Raw genomic sequence first — 17,338 nt, forward strand, 5'->3', positions numbered from 1 at the left:
ATTGGTCGTGCCGTGATTTGTTAGGTTCTATAAAGCAATAGAGACCCTGTGCCGATCATTACACTCCCTGCAACTTCATTCATGTGTTTCTGCGTCCGTTCGTTTTTGAAGAGCTGTCTCGCACGCGATGACGAATAGGCATAAAACGACATGACCGCACCCAGAATGGAAGAGACGATAAAGGCTATGGAAAAAACATCCAAACCGCTCAATGCATTTAAGTCTACAAATGTAGGTAGAAATCCCAGATAGAACAAGATGACTTTTGGATTGCCGAGCGTTATGGAGAGGCCGCCTAAAAAGCGGTGCTTTTTTGAAGCGGCAATTTCCATTTTCTCCGGATGCGACCGCCACAATTTAATCCCCAGCCAAATCAGGTACCCCGCACCCAGATACTTGATGATGAGAAACATTGTTTCAAATGTTTCTGCGATGGCCGCAAGACCGAAAATCGCGAACAGAAGAAATATCAAATCACCCGTAACAATCCCTGCGATAACAGGTAACGTATTTTTGAATCCCGAAGCCAATGCTTTGGATACGGTAATAAACACCCCGGGCCCCGGTGTCACGGCTAAAACAAACATGGCGGCAGATAAACCTGCAATACTGTAAAAAGTCATAGCTCTCCTTTGATTTGTTAGATATTCTCTCGATCACCATGGCTCGGTGGTGTGGATACCACTAAAAACTCCAAATCTTTTTCATGTTCATTGCTCAAGGTGTGTGCAATACCGGCAGGAATATGAAAGCCTTCATTGGGATGGAGGATGTGTATCTCGCCAGCCACTTCAAGCGTTGCAATGCCGGAAAGAATGTAGAAGAATTGCTCCGCCTTCTTATGAAAGTGGCGAGTCTCACAGGAGCCTTTGGGCACGCGTTCCTGAATCACGCTTAGATTTTTAGAAGCGGCAAGGTGCCAACCTTCGCAGTTGGTGGCCCATAAATAATGATCAGCATTTTTTACAGAAACGATTGGCATTTGATACTCCTATGTATGACGTTTAAAATGGTCTCCTTTGGTTTGTTAGAGTTTCTTGCATATATTTTCATTTTCCGAACAACCGTAACAAAAGTTCCCTTCATCATATCTACCGAAGCAGATTGATATGTTCAAAGCTCGCTGCATTCCGTCCAAAATACATTGTGCATCCAGATCTTTTTCAGTGCAATAACTCTCCATACTTTTTCTTACTTCCAGTTCTTCTATTGCCTTTTCTCGGAATGCCTTATTATCACCATCTGATTTATTGAGATATGTATATGTTGACTTGTGAAATAAGTACAAGTAGACGAAGCTAGACAAGTTAGGTGTTTTGCTCTTTGCTTTGAAAATTTCGCAGGTATTGTCAGGGCAATACCAGATCTCATGGTCTCCGTGTAGCTCTATCGAATCCCCCAAGTCTCTTTGTAGAAGCGATAGACTATCAACTTCACCAGCGCTGGCGAAAGAAAGGAATATCGACATCAGGCTGATTACTAAAATAGATTTCTTTTTCATGCCTCGCCTCTAACGGGCGCGCTGAGCACCGCTGAGTCAGACTTCATAAATCAGCTTGCTGATTTCTGGAGGCTGGCTTAGCGAGTGACTCCTGCCATTTGTTGGTCGTAGCGAAGCGGAGACCGGCAGATGGCAAGGTGGCACGTTCAGTGCACAGCGCGACCGTTGCTCGTTTTCGCAACGCGGAAACGAGCAACGTTTAAAATGAGCAATCAAAAAGCCGCCCGCGGGTTTTTGATTGGCTTCCTTTGATTTGTTGGGTCAATCCTGTTCTTTACTTGTGGGCGACAACTATCAGTCGTCGACTTGTATTTTTGTCGTACGGTGTGAAGTCGAGGTCTCCAAAATATTGGATATCCGAAAATCCCACATCGGAAAGAATCTTGTCCCAGTCATCCTTTAGGCGAATCGCAACATTCACAGTAGTATGGTTAAATTCACATTCGTCCTCAGTGTGAACAAAATCGAAAATTTTGACCTGCATTACGTTGTCTGTGTATTCTAATACGAATAAACGAGAGAAATCCCGATTATTGATGACAGGATCGTATCTCGGTGGATTCTTCATTGTCGCGTCGGACTGTCCTTGATCAAACACAAGAATACCACCTGGACGCAGTATTGCTTTCATGCTTTTGAGTGCTCGACGAACCTCTGACACATCAAGAACTTCGTTAATGGAATTAGTGAGACATACGACAGCGTCAAACTGAATTTCGAAGTGTTTCTCAAGTTCTCGAAAGTCACTGTTGATGAGGGGCAAATCCAGATTGGCCTCTTTTAAATTCTCACGAGCTTTTCTAAGCATCGCACCGGATAAATCTGAACCAACAACGCTATAGCCAAGCAAATGAAACATGATTAAGTCTTTGCCCGTTCCACATGCACAGTCTAGCACATCGGAGACGTTGTTCTTTTCAAAGAGTGTTTTAAAGAACACTTCTCGGGCCGGATCATGAATATTCATCCAATCATAGCGGTCGGCAAAGTCTTCGTACATGTCGTTTTCAGTCATTTGTGCCTTTCTGCCCAACGGTCGCGCTGAGCACCGCTGAGTCAGACTTCATAAATCAGCAAGCTGATTTCTGGAGGCTGGCTTAGCGAGTGACTCCTGCCATTTGTGGGTCGTAGCGAAGCGGAGACCGGCAGAGGGCAAGGTGGCACGTTCAGTGCACAGCGCGACCGTTGCTCGTTCCCGCAAAGCGGGAACGAGCAACGTTTAAAATGAGCAATCAAAAAGCCGCCCGCGGGTTTTTGATTGGTCTCCTCTGATTTGTTATGTGTCATTCGTCCACCAACTTCACTTTGAAGTATTGTTCAGCTTCCATCGCAACATCCATATCTGTCTTTATTCCTTTGGATACCTTGTATTGACCTGATGGCTTGACATATATAATGCCTACATCACTTTTTACGTCGCTCGCTCCAAGTTCAATAGTGTAGTCAGGCTTCACTAATTTAATAGGAAACTTCTCAGACAGGAGTACTTCAAACCCTTTCTTACTCAGAAAGTCATTTAGTTTGTCATAGTAAAAGTAGAAATCCGCATTAGTTTCTTCATCTGATGTTTCAGTACTCGTAATGTTGAAGAAAACTATACTTCCCACTGATTCGGCTTGAGCTTGCAGTATAAACACAATGCCAATGAGCATAAGTAACTTTTTCATGTCATCTCCCATGGCACATAACTATTTATTCATTTCCAAACTGTGTCATATTGCTGGAATATCCATAGATACCCGGAACCCATCAGTGTCCTGGTATTGGATATTTAATCGCAATATTAAACAAATTGAAATATATCTGTTAATACTACGCTTTTTTTCTTAAAATTATTTCTGTTTGAACGTCCTCGGTATTTTGATATTCGGACGAAGTGTCCGCATATCATTGAAATATGTGCTTATTGGACACTATGTCCTGCGTATTGAAGGATGGCCATTATGTCGAAAAAGAAACTTCTTGATCTTGTTCGGGCACAAAAGCGTCGAAACGACAATGATCTATACCCACGTCGTGAAGGAGCTGAACAAGGAGAGCATCAAAAGCCCGCTGGACTTTTGAAATGGGAGGGAAGTTACGACGGCAGCACGTCCTGCGAACCGTTCGGGATTTTCTCTGTAGTGTTTTTTACGGCAGTTGCGCTTTCGTGGTGTGCCTCGACCTCGACACTCTTGCGGAACATAGAGTGCGTAAGGACGATGACGTTGAACACCGGGGTGATGTAGGCGGCGAAGGGAACGAGAGAGAGCAGGTAGAGCCCCAAAGTGGTCATCCTTACTTTCCCGCCGTGGAAGGCCATGATCAGCTTGAAGCGCTCCTGCGTCGTCGTTTCCGAAGCGACGTCGAGCAGGTAGAGCTTGTGGAACAGGTAGTAAAAGGGGAGGTTGAAGGCCACGAGGTTCAGCAGCGGGACAAAATAGAAGGGCGTCAGCACCAAAAAGAGCAGGAGCATGATGAGCACATGCTTCAGCGAGGCGAGGAGGATGCCCAGGATGGAACCGTGGTGCTCCAGCGGCAGGTGGCTGTAGTGGCGCCGGTGTATCTCTTTGACGATGTAGGGGGTGAGGAAGCCGATGATGATCAGGGCAATGAACATGGCAAAGATGAACGTGATAAACCCGCCGACGGTAAAGACGATGAAGCTGACCAGCCACGAGGTGACAGTGTGTTCCATCAAGAAGCGCAGGATGGCCGAGCCCCCTTCGACCGTCGTCGTTTCGCTCTGCGTCTCCACCACGCCGTTCTGCTGCGTCTGCTGGTGCTGCTCTATCTGAAGCGTACTCTCCCGCAGCGAGTCGATGCCGGCGTCGGCAATACCGAAAAAGAGGGTGTACATGATCAGAATGGTGCCCAGGAAGGGTACCAGGGCAAACTGGAGCATCCGTTTGGAGAAGAAGTCGCGGATGCTTATGGAGAGGAGTGTTTCGTTCACATATGTTCCTTGATCAGGGAGATGATCTCGGCGAAGCTGCTTTCGGGCACCTCTCCCTCATAGAGATAGAGGACGTTGCCGCTTTTATCCGTAATGATGATATCGGAGTTGTCGTCGGCGACCTTCCAGGCGGAGACCCCTTTTTTATGCATATCCTTGACGTAGATCGTATCGGGGAACTTCTCCTGTTTTGCCTTGAGCGATTTGGCAATGGCAAAGTTGGGCAGCCAGGTCGCCTCCATGTTGATGATGGCGACGGAGGCGAAACGGCTGCGGTCGAAATCTTCGGCCTTCAGCGCGTCGGAGAAGGGGTTGTTGAGGTCTTTCTCATCCGGGTCGACGTAGAAGATGACGTGGACCTTCTCTTTGAGCTCGTCGCTGCTCCAGGCAGTGCCGTCGACCTTGCCGCCGTCGTCGCCCTGAAGATGGAGCGCTGGGAGGGGCTGGCCGGTCTGCAGGGCCATCAGGCTGAGACTGAGTGCGAAGAGGGAGAGAAGCAGTTTCATAGGGATCCTTTACGGAATTTATAGGATTCTAGCATGGAAAGGCTTGGGATCAAATGCCCTTACTCAGACCTTGCTCCAGAGCTTTTCGTTGAGTTTCAGCTCCTCGACGATCCCGATAGAGGAGCGCAGGGTGCGGATGTAGCCCATCGCCTGGTCGATGGAGAGCAGTGAGGAAAAGACCGTCGGTTCAAAGAGGTCTTTGTCGTAGTCGATGGCGATCATGATCTTCTCGCCGTTAAAGGAGACGTAGACCTTGCTGCCCGTATCTTTTTTCAGTTTGAGCAGCCGCTGCATCATCGTGTGCGTCAGGATGTAGCGCGCTTCGATCTGGTCGGAGCCGTAGACGACGAAGGCTTTCTCAAACGCGGGGTCGTCCATCTTGACGAGCTGGTCCTTGGTGAAGTTGCGTGACTGCAGCATCCCCCCGATAAAGGAGCCGAAAAGGTTCTCTGCCAGGTCGGGGAGGATGAGGGTACGCCCCTTGAAGTGTTTGTTGAAGTCCGCGACGATAAAAAGCCCCTGGAAGATCGTGGACCAGTGGGTCCTTCCCTTGGAGTCACGGCTGCGGTGTTCGGCATGGATGTCGGAGAACTGCAGCGAGACGCCGTCGAGGGTCCCGCGCACAAGGTCGTTGCCGCGGAACCGGTCGACCCGCTGCTCGAAGAGGTGGGAGAACTGGAAAAGCGACTGGGGAATGGAGGCGTTCGGGGCGTAATGCAGCTCTTTTTCGATCGCTTCGATCAGCGGCCGGATGATCTTCTCCTTGAAACCGCTGCGGTAGCCGCTGATGAGCCAGCGGAAGCCGAAACCGCCAATGGCGGCCGCCCCGACGCCGACCCAGATGTAAGCTTCGTTAAAGCAGTGGCAGCTGTTGTAGATAAATCCGATAATGAGCAGACAGAGGGCTCCCAGGATGCCGAAGAGGGTCAGGACCTTCTTGCGTACCGCGTCGCGTTCCTTTTCCAGCTCCTGCAGGGAGTCGTAGAGCTCGGTATAGTAGAAATCGGTGAGTTCCGATGCGCTTTTCATAAAGGATTACTGTTTAAAGAGGGCTCCGACGTCGACATTCTTGCGTTCATCCGCGGTGATCTCAAAGACCTGTTTGCGGCGGTAGTTCATCATGTTCGCGAGGATATTTGTCGGGATCATCTCGATGGCGTTGTTATAGTCCGTCACGGCCTGGTTGTAGGCGCGGCGGGCGGCGGAGATCTGGGCTTCGACCTCGGAGAGGGTGCGCTGCAGGTGCATGACGTTCTCATTGGCTTTGAGGTCCGGGTAGTTCTCCACCGCGACCATGATGCTGCCCAGCGCGGAGGTGATCTGCTTGTCCAGGGCGATCTTCTGCTCGTCGGAAATGCCCGGCTGCATCGCCTGGGAGCGCAGCTCGGTCACCTTTTCCAAAATCCCTCTTTCATGCTGCATATACTGCTGGACGGAGCTGACGAGGTTCGGGATGAGGTTGTAGCGTTTCTTGAGTACCGCGTCGATCCCGGCAAAGATGTTGTCGACCTGGTTCTTTTTGGCGACAAGGCTGTTGTACATCAATACGATGATGACGATGACGACGGCGAGGATGATCAGGGCGGTCATAGCGATACTCCGGGAACAAAAATATTGTTTATTGTACTGAAAAAGCGGTGGAATCGGTAACAGAGGCGGGATAAGTGAAACACAACGCGTCTGCCGCTACAATAAACAAAAAGAGGGTGCTATGCAGAGCAGACTTTACGCGATCCGGGGCAGGGTGCAGGGGGTGTGGTACCGCGCGACCATTACGCAGCATGCGCAAGAGGCGGGACTGAGCGGTTATATCCGCAATTGCAGCGACGGCAGCGTCGAAGCCGCCGTCAGCTGCCCGAACGACGACTGTTTCGACCAGTTCGAACGGCTGCTCTGGGAGGGGTCGCCGCTCAGCGTGGTCGACAACGTCTCTTATGACATTATCGAAGAGGTGTTCGAAGGGGGTTTCGAGCAGCGATAATCGCTGCGTTACGCACAGCGCCAAGAAAGCCACAGGGATGACCTGCCATCCTCACGTAACACGTAACACGTAACACGAATCACGAATCACGAATCACGAATCACGAATCACGAACTCTCGCCGCGTGCAGCCCCGCCAGGTAGCCGCTGCCCCAGGCAAAGTGGAAGTTGAACCCCCCGCGGTGCCCGGTGATGTCCAGGACCTCCCCGGCAAAATAGAGCCCCTCCGTCTTCCGTGATGCCATCGTTTTGGGGTCGATCTCCTCCGTATCAATGCCGCCGCCGGCGACTTCGGCATGCTGGTAGCCGTGGGTCCCGTTGACCGTGAACGGCCACTGCTTGATGATATAGGCGATCTTCTTGGCCGCTTTGGCGTTGAGTTCGCTGCAGCGCTGCTCGGCAGAGAGTTTCTGGGCCTGGAGCAGGGGGCGGATCAGTTTGCGCGGTAGCAGTCCGCCCAGCAGATCGGCGAGGGTGTCGTCGGGGATCGACTTCGCCATCTGTTCAAGCTGCGTGGCCAGGGCCTGCGCCGTGAAGCGGGGGAGTAGATCCACTCTCAACGTGACGTATGCAAAATCGCGCAGGGCCATGGAAGCGGTGTGGGAGAGGTCGAGGACGGTAAAGCCCGAGACGCCGTAGCGGGTGAACAGCAGGTCACCTTCCTCCTCTTTTAGCGGTTGGTTGTCAACCAGCAGCGTCACCCTTGCCGTCGTCTTGGTCCCGGCCATCTTCTCCAGCCCCTCCGCATCCAGATGGAGCCCCACCAGGGAGGGGAAGGGCGGCACGATGCGGTGGCCGAAATGCCCGGCCATAGTCATGCCGCTCTCATTGCCGCCCAGTTGCGGGGCGGCGGGGGAGCCGGTGGCGATGATCAGGCGTTCATAACGCCGTGTCACCTCCCGGACCGATACAGCAAACAGCTTCCCCTCTTTTTCAATGCCGGTGACGGGGGCATTGCTCTCAAACCGTACCCCCCGGTGCTGTGCCGCCCGGATCAGTGCGGACTGCACCGTACGTGCCTCCTGGCTCATGGGGTAGCATTTGCCGTCCTCTTTGACTTCCAGCAGCAGTCCGATACGTTTGCAGAAGCGTTCAAAGGCGCTGAAGTTCATCGCCTCCAGCGCCGTTGCCGCGAAGGCGGGGTGCTCCCCTTCAAAATCGTCGATGCCGGTCGCGCGGTTGATGATGTTGCAGCGTCCGTTTCCCGAGGCGAGGATCTTCTTTCCCGGTTCGCTGTTCTGTTCGTAAACCGTGACCTCTGCACCCTGTTCCGCCGCCGTGATGGCCGCCATAAGTCCCGCGGCGCCGCCGCCGATAATTGCGATCGTACTCATAAAGGGATTGTAGTGGCTGTCGGGTTAGTTTCGGGTTAGTTTTAAAAAAGAAAAAGGGGAGAAAAAAAGAAAAGGCACCCGAGGGTGCCTGAAGGCGGCGGAATTAATTCCAGCCGTCTTTGACGATCTGAGTCGATTTGTTGTACGGATACTTCTCGACCAGTTCTTTGACAGAGAGTTTCTGATCGCCGCTTCTCATGAAGTGCGCCAGGGTGACAGATGCCCAGTAGTCGTCAGCATATTTTGTGCCTTCGAGCTGAACCGGAACACCTTTCTTGTTGACCGTGTGACATGCGGAACATGTAACCGGGCCTGCATATTCGCCGTCCGGGCTGTACTGCAGCGCCTGCTCATGCGTCGTGATGTCAACCGTGCGGTTCGGTCCGTCGTAGCGTGTAGAGTACAGGCCGTGAGTGGACTCGTGACATGTCTGACAAGCCAGGTCGCCGTGCGCTTTGGAGTAGCGGAACAGGGACAGTTTGTTGTTCTGGTCGATCGGGAAGTACTGACCGCCTTCACTTTCAACGAACGGAGCGATGTGACAGTCTGCACAATGCGGTTCTGCCGCTGCCAGCCACCAGTCGTTACCGCCGGATGCCGCTGCGTACGGTACCGCGCCGCCAGTCGGGTGGTTCCACGGTTTCAGGTCAAGGCCGTCTTTCGCGACGTTTTTGACGAGGACAGCAGATTCGTGCTCAGAGTAGTACTTCAGTACTTCGTTCTCGCCGGTCGTTTTCGGGTCGGCAATCGCTACGAATTTCTTCATGTCTCCGCCGGCAACCGCACTGACGATCTCTTTGAGAGACTTGTTACGGATGGATTTACCTTCAAGGGTCTGAACCGTTTTGAGGTCATCCAGTGCCTGCATTTTCTGCGCGACTTTCGTGTGACAGTTCGTACAGTACAGACCGCGCATTTTGGAAACACGCTCACCGTTTTCGTCTTTGTGCGCGACTTCGTTGAGCTGGAACTTACCGTATTCGTTCAGGAAGAACGGCGGTTTCGCATCCGGGTTGGAGTGTGCGTCACGGCGGACATAACAACCACCACCGCTGGTACGGACATCGCCTTCGCTGAAGCGGCCTTCACCGTAACGGTCAGCAACACGGTACGGGTTCGTATCGTCGTTCATGCTCGGGTTCTGGAAGTGTGTCGGGTGACAGGACTGACATGCCTGAGAGCGGCCAGCAGCATCCGGCATCGGAACCATAGAGAGGTGGAAGCTGTGGATCGCTTCGGTCAGCGTTTTAGCCTTGACAGTCTTGTAGCCTGTCGCACCCGGACGCGGTTCCTCGAGGTTACCGGAGACGTTGTCACCGTGACAGTCGGCACAGTTGACCTCACCGGTCTGACCCAGACGGTTGGAAGACGCTTTGTCGTTATAGTGCTTCAGGAACGTCGTACCGTGGTGGGCGTCGTGCAGCGAGAGAATGTTGATGGATGCTTCACTGAGGCGGGCCATGTATTCACTCTCATCCGGGTAGGTTTTCCAGTAGGCGTACTCTTTGTCAGACTGCGTCAGACCTTCGTCGCGTGCCATCTGGGCAGCTTTACCCTGGCGGGAGTGACATGCATAACAGTTCGGGATATCGACCGGGTTCGTACCGAAGTACTCAACGATCTGACCGTTTTCATCCATGAGCGGGCGACCGTTCTGGTCGTGGACCTGGACTGCGGATTTCTGGAACGGCTGGAAATCTTTCTCCGTGACGGAACGGATCGTCCCTCTGCGTGTAGAGTCATTGAACGCCGTCAGCGGCAGACCCAGTGCATCCCAGAGGTGTGATGCCGTCAGAACGAGCGGGATGTTCTGGACCGGCGGAACGAGGGTGTTGGTGAAGACGACGTTACTACCGTCTTTACCGGAATACTCGAGGTAACCGCCGGCGATGTGCTTGCCGGTCGGGCCGGAATCGATAGGTACTTTAATGTCTTTACCGACAAAGAGGCGGTCTTTCGCCGTCGCACCTTTAGGAATCGTACCCTCAAGATCTTTATAGATAAAGAGGTGCTTCCAAACATAGTTGGCCACGTTATCGCCCGGGTCGTCCATACGGCCGTTGCCGTCGACGTCTTTGGCGACAGACCAGTACTTCATCTTGTTGCCTTCACTATAAGAGTTGTCTTTCGTATAGTAATAGAGCTTGACTTTGTCGTCCGGCGTCAGCAGTTTCGGCAGTGCGCCGTTGGTACCGGATTTTACAGCCTGGGACTGGATTGAGTTATACGGCGGAATGACACAGCAGTAGCTCATCTCAAAACCGACACAGTGCATCCCCAACTCATAGTTGACGAACGCGTTGATGTCGTTTTTGGGATTGTAAGCTTTTACTTTCTTTCCACCGATTTTCATTTCAGTCGGCTTGAGCAGAGTCATACTAAACGGCGGGTTCTTGTCATACTCTTTGACAGAAGCCGATGCAGTACTGGACAGTGCAGCCAGGGTGAGCGCCGCTGCCGTCATAACAGAAACGCCACGAAGTTTTCGATTCATCATGTACTCCTCAGTGATAGAAATCCCGTTAGTTTTGCATTTGTTTTTTTAATCTATCTTTAAAGGCAAAAAACTTAAAAGGCACTGTGATGAACGTGTGATAAAAATAAGAAAATACTATACTTACAGCTTATGGTTCCGTTATGAAAAAATAATACGTGATGATAGTGTGATAATTTTTGTCTATTTTTAAGGGTGCATTTCCAAAAGATATTGAGGAGTTTTGTTAAAAAAAAGTAAAGGTTGGGGCGTCAGCCCCGGGGAAAGAGGAGGGAACCGAGGCGGACCATCGTCGATCCGCAGGCGATCGCCAGTTCGAAATCGCCGCTCATTCCCATGGAACAGATCTCGGCCCCTTTGAGGCCGTCAAAGATCTTGCGGGTCGTCTCGAAGCTCTGCTTGATATGGTCGCTGTTCTCGGTATGGGCCCCGATGCTCATGACGCCGCGCAGGTCGATGCGCGGGCAGGTCTCCGCGATCTGCGCGTAGATGTCGGATGCCGCTTCGGGCATGACGCCGGACTTCGTCTCCTCTTTGGCGCTGTTGATCTGCAGGAGGCACTCCATCGTCTTGCCCTTGGCCTCCAGGCGTTTGTCGAGGGCCTGGGCCAGTTCGAGGGAGTGGAGCGACTGCATCAGGAACGGGTCGAGGTCGATCAGCTGGTTGATCTTATTCTTCTGGAGGCTCCCGATAAAGTGCCACTCCAGGGGGAGGTCGTCGAGCGTCTCCATCTTCAACTTCAGGTCCTGGACCTTGTTCTCGCCGAACGCGCGCTGGCCGATCTCGTAGAGGGACTGCACGGCATCGGTATCAACGTACTTGCTGACGGCGACCACTTTGACGATATGGTGTTCGCTTACCAGTATACGTGCACGTTCGATCCGTTCGACGATCTTGTCAATATAGATTTTATACTCTGTCTGTGTCATTGCATCAACCTGTTGATATCGTTATAGAGTCCGAGGCTCATCAGCCCGAGCAGGATCCCCCAGCCCGCGATGGTGAGCTTGATCAGGATCGCTTCGCTCGGGGCGCGCCGCATGACCATCTCGTAGAGATTGAACATGATGTGGCCTCCGTCGAGGGCCGGGATCGGCAGCAGGTTCAGCACACCGAGGTTGACCGAGATCAGCGCCGCGAAGAAGAGCACGGCCATCCAGCCGCTCTCGCTGGCATCGGCGGTGATCTTAACGATGGTGACGACGCCGCCGAGTTCCGAGGTCGGCACGGCCCCGGTCAGAAGCTTCTCGAGGCTGATGAAGATCAGTTTGGAGGCCTGCCAGGTCTCTGCCGCGGCATAGCCGAGCGCCCCGCCAAAGCCCAGATCCAGCGCATGGGTCTCGCCGGCGGAACCGATACCGACCATGGGGCGGTAGACGGTCTCGCGGAACATGTTCTGGGTTTCGGTCATCTTCGGGGTGACGGCGACCTCTTCGACCATGCCGTCGCGCTCGATCCGCAGGTAGAGTGTGCGTTCGGCCTGTTTGACGGTGTCGGACATCTCATCCCAGGTCGTGACGGCCTTGCCGTCGATGGCGAGGATGCGGTCTCCTTCTTTGAGGCCCGCAACGGCAGCCGGGGAGGACTCCACGACACTGCCGATGACGGGGGAGAGGACCTGCGGACCGCCGAGCGCGATCAGGAAATAGAGCACATAGGCCAGCACGAAGTTGGCCGCCGGGCCGGCGAGCAGGATCGCGATACGCTGCAGCGGCGATTTGCTGTTGTAGCTGTCGGGGTCGGGGCTTGTTTTGGTCGGGTCGCTGTCGTCCTGCCCCTTCATGCGGACATAACCGCCCAGGGGGATCGCCGCAACGCGCCATTCGGTGTTGAAGGCGCGGAAGCTGGCGAGTTTCTTGCCGAAACCGATGCTGAAGACCTCGACATAGACCCCCATGAGACGGGCAATGGCAAAGTGGCCGAGCTCATGGAAGAAGATCAGCGCCGAGAGGACGAGGAGGGAGACGAGCCAGCTCATGCCGCGTGGTGCCTTGCGTAGGTGCGGGCAAAGCCGACAACGTATTCCGTCCCGGAGTAGACGGTGAGCACGACGGCGATCCAGAGCAGGATGTCCCCGCCGGGCCAGTGCATCAACAAAAAGCCGACGGCGAACATCTGCGCGACCGTTTTGACCTTGCCCGCCCAGGAGGCAGCGATGTCGATACCCTCAGAGATGGAAACGGTGCGCAGCCCGGTGATGAAGAGCTCTCGCACGATAATAATATAGATGGCCCACGGTGAAGCAGCGTCGGTCATCATCAGCCCCAGGAAGGCGGCGAGGATGAGCATCTTGTCCGCCAGGGGGTCGAGGATCTTACCCGTCATGGTGATCTGGTCGAGTTCGCGTGCGATGTAACCGTCAAAGAAGTCGGTGGCGCTGGCGAGCACGAAGAGCAGGGCAGCGATGTAGTAGTTCCAGCTGATGTCGATCCCCTGCGCCGTAAAGATCTCGGGGTTGAGGATGATCCAGAACATCAGCGGCGCAATGATGATGCGCGACAGTGCCAGCGTATTGGGCAGGTTGAACATTACTTAAAGGTCGTCCCGCCGTCGACGACGATGGTCTGGCCGGTGATCCAGCTTGCCTCTTTCGTACAGAGGAAGTAGACGGCACCGGCGATATCTTCGGGCTGTCCCATGCGGCCGATCGCGGAGCGTCTGACCGTCTCGGCCTTGACCTCTTCGTAGTTGGTGAAGGCTTTGAGGGCGTCAGTATCGATCGGGCCGCCGGAGACGGCGTTGACGCGGATGTTCATTTCACCCAGCTCCACGGCGGCATAGCGGCTCATCGCTTCGACGGCCGCTTTGTTCGTACCGTGGCCGGCATAGTTCTCGATGTAGACGAGGTTCCCGGTACTGGACATCGTGACGACGGCACCGCCGCCGACCTTTTCCATCCGCTTGGCCGCTTCCTGGGTCCCCATGACGAAAGCGTTGACCGTTGCGGTATAGATGTTGTTGAGCCCGCGGGGCTTGAGGCGCATGAACTTGCCGTAGCCGCCGACGACGGGGCGGCCGTAGATCATGGCGTTGGAGACGAAGAAGTCAATACGGTCGAAATCCTCGTCGATCTTGGCGAAGAGGGGTTTGAACTCGTCGGGCTCAAGGATGTTCAGGGCGTAGGCACGTGCTTTGATACCGTACTCGGCTTCCCAGGAGGCCGCGAGTTCGTTCGCGACGGCCTCGTTGCTGTTATAGGTAAAAGCGATATCGACACCGTTGGCGGCGAACTTTTCGGCGATCGCTTTGCCGATCCCCTTGGTCGCTCCGGTGATGACCAGTGTTTTGCCTTGCATTTCTGACATTTAGTTGACTCCTACGATGGTATAGTTTTTCATGACGGCTTCGATGCGCTTCATATTCTCCGCGGACGGCGGGACGAGCGGCAGGCGGTACTCGAGGGTATCGATAAGCCCCGCAATATACATGGCCGCCTTGATCGGGATAGGGTTGGCCTCGCAGAAGAGGACCTGGTTGATCGGCAGCAGCTGCTCGTTGAGCGCGCGCGCCGTCGCGAAGTCGCCTTCCAGTGCGCTTTTGACCAGGGCGCTTTTCAGATCGGGCAGCAGGTTCGCCGTGACCGACGTGATCCCCGCGCCGCCGGCGGCAAGAATGGGGTAGTCGATGGCGTCGTCGCCGCTGAAGACTTTGAGCTCCGGGCGGCGGGAGAGCAGCTCGACGGTGCGCTCCAGGCTGCCGGTCGCTTCTTTGATGCCGAAGATGTTGGGCAGGTCGTCGAAGAGACGCACGACCGTATCGGCGGAGATGTCGGACATGGTGCGGCCCGGGACATTGTAGAGCATGAACGGCAGTTCCGGCACGGCTTCGGCGATCGCCTTGTAGTGCTGGTAGAGTCCCTCCTGGGAGGGTTTGTTGTAGTACGGCGCGACGGAGAAGATCGCGTCGACGCCACAGTCGCGGGCGCGGATGGCCGTCGTGATCGCTTCGGCCGTGGCGTTGCTGCCGGCACCGGCGAGGACTTTGGTCTGTGTGCCCTTGCACACGTCGACGGCGATCTCCATACAGCGGATGTCCTCATCCGGGGTCAGGGTTGCGCTCTCGCCGGTCGTACCGACCGGACAGACCGCATCGATCCCGTTGTCGATCTGGCGCTGGATCAGCGCCGCGTAGGTCGGTTCGTCGAGTTTGCCGTTTTTGAACGGGGTGATCAGCGCGGTAGTGGAACCGGTGATAATGTTCATTGCTCTGCCTTTCTCAAAATGATGGTCGTGGAGTGTTTGTCGTCAAAATAGGTCTGCGCCGTCTTCTGGATCTGCTCGGCCGTGAGCGCAGCGATGTTCTCCTCGTAGGTCTCCAGCGGTTTCAGGTCGCCGCGGGCGAGGTAGCCGCCGAAGAGGTCGGCGACGGAGCTGGCACTCTCAAGGGAGAAGATAAAGTCGGCTCTTGTGTTGATCTTGACCTTCTCGAGCTCCGCCTTGGAGACGGGGTGTGCTTTGATCTGGTCGATCTGCTCGTGCAGCGCCGCTTCAACGTCCTCGGCCTTAATGCCCGGGTTGCAGGCGGCCAGGAAGATGAAGACGCCCGGGTCGATGTTCTCCATGTTGTAGGCGTAGATCTGGTTGACCAGGCGCTTCTTGTCGACGAGCTCGCTGTAGAGGCGGCTGCTTTTGCCGGAGCTGAGCATCTCGGAGATGGCGGAGAGGGCCGGCTGGTCCGGGTGGCGGAAGTCGGGGATGTGGTAGACGATCGCGATCATCTCCACTTCGCTCTCTTTTTCGATGAAGACGCGCTTGGCGCCGTCCTGTACCGGTTCTTTCGCCAGGACTTTGGGAATGTCGCGGCTGTTCTTGACGGGGCCGAAGTGCTTTTTCGCCAGGTCAAAAACGGTCTTGGGTTCGATATCGCCCGTGACGATGAGGATCGCATTCTGCGGCTGGTAATAGGTCGCATGGAAGTTGCGGATATCGTCGATGGTCCAGGTCTGGATGTCGTTCATGAAGCCGATCGGCGTCCAGTGGTAGGGGTGGTAGAGGTAGGCGTTGTTGAACAGACGGAAATAGAGGTAGCCCAGGGGGTTATTGTCGGTGCGCCAGCGGCGCTCTTCGGCGACGACGTCGCGTTCGGGCTGGAACTCCTCGTCCTTGAGGCTGAGGTTGGCCATCAGCTCCGCGAAGAGGGAGATGGACTTTTCCGCATTCCCCGCGGAGCTCTTGATGAAGTAGTGGGTGTAGTCGAAACCGGTGGAAGCGTTGTTGACGCCGCCGACGCTCTTGACCTCTTCGTCGAACTGCCCCGCTTTGAGGTGTTCGGAGGATTTGAAGTTCATGTGTTCGAGCATGTGCGCGATGCCGCTCTTGCCCATCACTTCGTTGCGGCTTCCCACTTTGTAGAAGACATCGGTGGAGATGACGCCGGTGCCGTTGTGCATCGGGATGACAACGACCTGCATCCCGTTTTCCAGTGTCTGCGTTTCATAAGGCGGCAGCGAATTTGCCATAAGCGTTCCTAAGGTGAAAAATAGTGCGATAACCGTTCTGATCATCGTCTGTCGGCTCCAATGGCCTCGGTGATGCTGCTGTAGCCGTCGCGCTTCAGCAGTTCGACGAGCCCGCGGTTGATGTCACCGATGAGCTCCGGCCCCTTGAAGATCAGCGCCGAATAGATCTGTACCAGGGAGGCCCCCGCCTTGATGCGGCGGTAGGCCTCCTCGGCGCTGTCGATCCCTCCGACGGAAACGAGCACCGTTTTACCGAAGAGTTCCTTCGCCACCGCTTCGAAAATGGCGAAACTCTTCTCTTTTAAGACTTTGCCCGAGAGGCCGCCGATGCTTTTGGGCTGGGCCACGAGGGAGTAGTCGATGGTCGTATTGGTCGCAATGATGCCGTCGGCACCCTTCTCAACCGCCAGGGTTGCCAGCGCCACGGCCTGTTCCGGGGTCATGTCCGGGGCGATCTTGAGCAGGATCGGTTTGTCGGTGATCGCCTTCGCCTGGGCGAAGAGCTCGGCGATGAATGCCTCGTTCTGCAGGTCGCGCAGGCCCGGGGTGTTCGGGGACGAGATGTTGATGACGAGGTAATCGCCCAGGTCGTGCAGGCCGCGGATGAGCTGGGTGTAGTCGCTGATGGCGTCCTGCTCCGGCGTGACTTTGTTCTTGCCGATGTTGACGCCGATGGGGGTCGTGAAGGGGTAGCGCGCTCCCAGGCGCTGCTGCACCTTGTACATCCCTTCGTTGTTGAAGCCCATGGCGTTCTGGATCGTCTCTTCCTCGATATGGCGGAACATCCGCGGTTTCGGGTTGCCCGGCTGGGGTTTGGGGGTGACGGTGCCGATCTCGGTATAGCCGAAGCCCAGCGCCTGGATGCCGCGGATCATCGTCGCGTTCTTGTCAAAGCCCGCGCCCAGGCCGACAGGGTTGGGGAAGGTACGCCCGAAGAGCTCCTGGTTCAGGATCGGGTCGGCGACGAAGTGCTTTTCCAGCCAGCGGTTGAAGAGCGAAGGGCAGACGTTTGCCGTGCGCAGCAGGGTTGCCACAACGTGGTGGGCCGTCTCCGGCTGGAGTTTGAAAAGCCACGGTTTGAGGGATTCGTATGCGATCATCACGTACCTGTTTTTGGCAGGATTATACTT

19 protein-coding genes are annotated in these 17,338 nt (G+C 54.8%); 1 reads left to right on the plus strand and 18 read right to left on the minus strand.

The features are described 5' to 3' along the window. Positions 1–20 precede the first annotated feature (20 nt). The 9 genes from ACXWTF_RS04440 to ACXWTF_RS04480 form a co-directional block, all read right to left on the minus strand. Entirely contained in the window at positions 21–623 is a 603-nt protein-coding gene (locus tag ACXWTF_RS04440; RefSeq protein ID WP_461713799.1) for a LysE family translocator, read from the minus strand. A gap of 17 nt (positions 624–640) precedes the next feature. Beyond that, a complete protein-coding gene (locus ACXWTF_RS04445; protein ID WP_461713800.1) occupies positions 641–982 on the minus strand; it encodes a cupin domain-containing protein in 342 nt (113 codons plus the stop codon). 45 nt (positions 983–1,027) lie between these two features. Beyond that, positions 1,028–1,501, minus strand: a complete 474-nt coding sequence (locus tag ACXWTF_RS04450) for a hypothetical protein (protein WP_461713801.1) — start codon at positions 1,499–1,501, stop codon at positions 1,028–1,030. Positions 1,502–1,775: 274 nt separating this feature from the next. Beyond that, the gene (locus ACXWTF_RS04455) at positions 1,776–2,516 is read right to left on the minus strand and encodes a class I SAM-dependent methyltransferase (protein ID WP_461713802.1); all 741 of its coding nucleotides are present in this window, start codon (positions 2,514–2,516) and stop codon (positions 1,776–1,778) included. A 268-nt stretch (positions 2,517–2,784) separates the two neighbouring features. Then, a complete protein-coding gene (locus tag ACXWTF_RS04460; protein ID WP_461713803.1) occupies positions 2,785–3,168 on the minus strand; it encodes a hypothetical protein in 384 nt (127 codons plus the stop codon). Positions 3,169–3,578: 410 nt separating this feature from the next. Next, a complete protein-coding gene (locus tag ACXWTF_RS04465) occupies positions 3,579–4,436 on the minus strand; it encodes an EI24 domain-containing protein (RefSeq protein WP_461713804.1) in 858 nt (285 codons plus the stop codon). After that, a complete protein-coding gene (locus ACXWTF_RS04470) occupies positions 4,433–4,942 on the minus strand; it encodes a YtfJ family protein (RefSeq protein ID WP_461713805.1) in 510 nt (169 codons plus the stop codon). The genes ACXWTF_RS04465 and ACXWTF_RS04470 overlap by 4 nt, the downstream gene beginning before the upstream one ends. A gap of 63 nt (positions 4,943–5,005) precedes the next feature. Beyond that, positions 5,006–5,971, minus strand: coding sequence for a DUF3137 domain-containing protein (locus ACXWTF_RS04475; RefSeq protein WP_461713806.1), 966 nt, complete (start codon positions 5,969–5,971; stop codon positions 5,006–5,008). A 6-nt stretch (positions 5,972–5,977) separates the two neighbouring features. Beyond that, positions 5,978–6,532, minus strand: coding sequence for a LemA family protein (locus ACXWTF_RS04480; protein WP_461713807.1), 555 nt, complete (start codon positions 6,530–6,532; stop codon positions 5,978–5,980). 121 nt (positions 6,533–6,653) lie between these two features. On the opposite strand from ACXWTF_RS04480, the gene ACXWTF_RS04485 reads away from it, so the two are divergent. After that, positions 6,654–6,923 (plus strand): acylphosphatase, encoded by a 270-nt coding sequence (locus ACXWTF_RS04485; protein WP_461713808.1) that lies wholly within the window; start codon positions 6,654–6,656, stop codon positions 6,921–6,923. Positions 6,924–7,023: 100 nt separating this feature from the next. Here the strand turns inward: ACXWTF_RS04485 and ACXWTF_RS04490 are convergent, their stop codons facing one another. From ACXWTF_RS04490 to ACXWTF_RS04530, 9 genes are all read right to left on the minus strand, one after another. Further along, positions 7,024–8,256 (minus strand): BaiN/RdsA family NAD(P)/FAD-dependent oxidoreductase, encoded by a 1,233-nt coding sequence (locus ACXWTF_RS04490; RefSeq protein WP_461713809.1) that lies wholly within the window; start codon positions 8,254–8,256, stop codon positions 7,024–7,026. Between the two features lie 103 nt (positions 8,257–8,359). Beyond that, positions 8,360–10,750 carry a hypothetical protein gene (locus ACXWTF_RS04495; protein WP_461713810.1) on the minus strand — a complete coding sequence of 797 codons (2,391 nt, stop codon included), beginning with the start codon at positions 10,748–10,750 and terminating at the stop codon, positions 8,360–8,362. A gap of 251 nt (positions 10,751–11,001) precedes the next feature. After that, positions 11,002–11,679 (minus strand): YggS family pyridoxal phosphate-dependent enzyme, encoded by a 678-nt coding sequence (locus ACXWTF_RS04500; protein ID WP_461713811.1) that lies wholly within the window; start codon positions 11,677–11,679, stop codon positions 11,002–11,004. Then, a complete protein-coding gene (gene rseP, locus ACXWTF_RS04505; RefSeq protein WP_461713812.1) occupies positions 11,676–12,728 on the minus strand; it encodes an RIP metalloprotease RseP in 1,053 nt (350 codons plus the stop codon). Before rseP ends, ACXWTF_RS04500 begins: the two co-directional genes overlap by 4 nt. Then, the gene (gene pgsA / locus ACXWTF_RS04510) at positions 12,725–13,279 is read right to left on the minus strand and encodes a CDP-diacylglycerol--glycerol-3-phosphate 3-phosphatidyltransferase (protein WP_461713813.1); all 555 of its coding nucleotides are present in this window, start codon (positions 13,277–13,279) and stop codon (positions 12,725–12,727) included. The genes rseP and pgsA overlap by 4 nt, the downstream gene beginning before the upstream one ends. Further along, a complete protein-coding gene (locus tag ACXWTF_RS04515) occupies positions 13,279–14,055 on the minus strand; it encodes an enoyl-ACP reductase (RefSeq protein ID WP_461713814.1) in 777 nt (258 codons plus the stop codon). The genes pgsA and ACXWTF_RS04515 overlap by 1 nt, the downstream gene beginning before the upstream one ends. Continuing rightward, the gene (dapA, locus tag ACXWTF_RS04520) at positions 14,056–14,952 is read right to left on the minus strand and encodes a 4-hydroxy-tetrahydrodipicolinate synthase (protein WP_461713815.1); all 897 of its coding nucleotides are present in this window, start codon (positions 14,950–14,952) and stop codon (positions 14,056–14,058) included. Next, positions 14,949–16,253, minus strand: a complete 1,305-nt coding sequence (locus tag ACXWTF_RS04525; RefSeq protein WP_461713816.1) for a M16 family metallopeptidase — start codon at positions 16,251–16,253, stop codon at positions 14,949–14,951. Before ACXWTF_RS04525 ends, dapA begins: the two co-directional genes overlap by 4 nt. After that, positions 16,250–17,308 (minus strand): quinone-dependent dihydroorotate dehydrogenase, encoded by a 1,059-nt coding sequence (locus tag ACXWTF_RS04530; RefSeq protein ID WP_461713817.1) that lies wholly within the window; start codon positions 17,306–17,308, stop codon positions 16,250–16,252. Before ACXWTF_RS04530 ends, ACXWTF_RS04525 begins: the two co-directional genes overlap by 4 nt. Between the last annotated feature and the right edge of the window lie 30 nt (positions 17,309–17,338).

The organism is Thiomicrolovo sp. ZZH C-3 (assembly GCF_054862725.1).